Genomic DNA, 2,385 nt, shown 5'->3' on the forward strand with positions numbered 1-2,385 from the left:
CCCCGAGCAACCGTGGCGGCGCGCGCGGCGGTCGCGGCGGCGCCACGAAGGGCGCGAGCGGGCAGCGAGGCGGAAGCTCAGCAGGGGCACGTCGCTCCGGTGGCGATCCTGCGGGCTCGAACCGCGGGGCAGCGGCCTTCTCGGCCTCGGCAGGCCGGGCCCAGCGTCGCGGTCGCTGACCAGTCCAACCACGAACGCCCGGCGATCCACGCCGGGCGTTCGTGTGTCACGTCAGCGGGCCAGCCAGGCCGCGTAGGCGTCGAACGAGAAGGGCCTGCCCAGGAAGCACTCGACCAGGTCGGCCGCGTCGCGCGTCCCACCCGGGGCCAAGATGGTGTCGCGGTAGCGGGATGAGACGCTCACGTCGAACAGGTCGTGGCTGTTGAACGCGCTGAACAGATCCTTGGCGATGACCAGCGACCACATGTACGTGTAGTAGCCCGAGCCGTAGCCGTCCAGGTGCCCGAAGCCCGCGGGCATGCAGGTGCCGGGCAGGTAGCCGAACAGTGAGTAGCGGGCCTGCAACTCCGCGGTTCGTGCCACCAGGTCGTCGGGGTTCTCCACATGCAGGTAGTACGACAGTGCGGCGTAGAACATCTGCGTCCGCGCGAAGTAGCCCTTGCCGAAGTCCTCGGCCGCACGCATCCGCGCGACCAACGCGGCAGGGATGGGCTCCCCGGCCACGTCCGTGGCGAAACTGCGCAGCACGGCCGGATCCCACGCCCATTCCTCCAGCATCTGGCTAGGCGCTTCGACGAAGTCCCACTCCGTCGCGACGCCCGAGAACTCGGCCCATCGCTGATGTCCGCCCACCACATGGTGGATCAGGTGGCCGAACTCGTGGAACAACGTGACGACGTCGCCGTGCTCCATCAGACCGGTCGGCAGGTTGCAGACCAATGCCCCCTCGGGAAGGCTCACCTCGGCCACACCGCTCACCAGCGTGAACTGGGCCGCATGCTTGAACTTGCCCTCGCGAGGATGCAGATCCAGGTAGATGCGACCCACCAGTTCCCCGTCGGCGGTGCGGGACACGTCGTAGGCGGTGACCGTCTCGTGCCAGACCGGTACGTCGGTGCGTGCGGTGTAGCTCAGCCCGAACAGCCGCCCGGTCACGGCCAGCAGCCCGGCCCGCACCTTCGCGAAGTCGAAGTAGGTGCGCACCACCTGCGCATCGACGTCGAGTTCCTCGCGGCGATGCACCTCGGCGTAATAGGCGGCGTCGCTGGACTCGACCCGCTCGGCGTCCGGGTGGTCGCGGCGCAGCCGCTCCAGGAGCACCGCCACGTCGCGGCGTGCGGGCGCATCCGCGGCGTCGGCGATCTTGTCGATGAAGGTCGCGATGGCCTCCCCGGAGCCGATCATCTTCACCTCGGCGTCGTAGTCCGGCCAGGTCGCGTACCCCAGCAACTGAGCCAGCTCGGCGCGTAGCGCGAAGATCTCATGGAGGACGGCGACGTTGTCCGGATACCCGACGGTCAGCGACGCCACCAGCAGGTCGCGGCGCGCCGCCGCGTCGTGGGCGAAGGTGCGGAACGGGAGGGCGTCGGGGTAGTCCGTGGTGATCGAGACCAGCCCCTGTTCGTCGGCCGGGTGAGCATCGATCCAGTCCTGCGGGAGGCCCGCCAACTGCTCGGGGCGGACGCGGATCGCCCGCGTCCCCTCGCGAATGGTCTTGGCGAACTGCTGGCCCAGCACGGTGAGCCGGTCGCGGATCTCCTTGATCCGGGCGCGGGTGGGTTCAGCGGTCGCCACCCCCGATCGGCGAAACGACCGCAGAACGCGCTCCAGAAGCCGGCGGGAGTCGGCGTCCAGGTCGGCGGCGTCGAGTCCGGCGAAGACGGCGTACAGCTCGGTGTCCAGGCCGAACTGGGTCGCCAGGCTGCGCGCCTGTTGCGAGATGGCGTCCGCCTGCTCGCGGACCGCGGGATCGGGGTGGACCTCGCTGAACAGTTCCCCGCGGGCCGCCACGCCACCCAGGGCGATGTCGATGTTGTTCCAGGCGGACAAGACGTCCCCCGCCGGGCCGGGTGCCGCCGTTTTGAGGCGGTCCGCCCCCGTCCGCGCGGCGTCCAGGGCGGCGGCGGAGGTGTCGGTCAGCCAGGCGAGGTAGGCCCGGCCCTCGGGCTCGGGCAGGGACAACGGTGTCAGGTCACTCACCCCGTCACCCTACCCAGCGTGCGTCCCCGTCCCGCCCTCGCGGGCATCACGCCAAGGTCAGCGCCAACGCGAGGAGGAGCACGTAGCCCACCACGACGACGCCGGTCACGGCGAGATGCCAACGTCGATGCTCGACCATCACGGCGACGAACTCACGGATCAACGCACTCGGGTAGTAGTAGCCGGCCGTCGGGGCACCCACGACCCGTGCGTTGAGCCCCAGCG

Annotated in this window: 1 protein-coding gene; it reads right to left on the minus strand. The window is 70.2% G+C overall.

Annotation, left to right across the window (positions count from 1 at the left end):
* Positions 1-231: 231 nt before the first annotated feature.
* Positions 232-2,160 (minus strand): M3 family metallopeptidase, encoded by a 1,929-nt coding sequence (locus V7E09_RS15260; protein ID WP_324523695.1) that lies wholly within the window; start codon positions 2,158-2,160, stop codon positions 232-234.
* Positions 2,161-2,385 lie beyond the last annotated feature (225 nt).

This window comes from Propioniciclava sp. (assembly GCF_036744435.1).
Lineage (GTDB): Bacteria > Actinomycetota > Actinomycetes > Propionibacteriales > Propionibacteriaceae > Propioniciclava.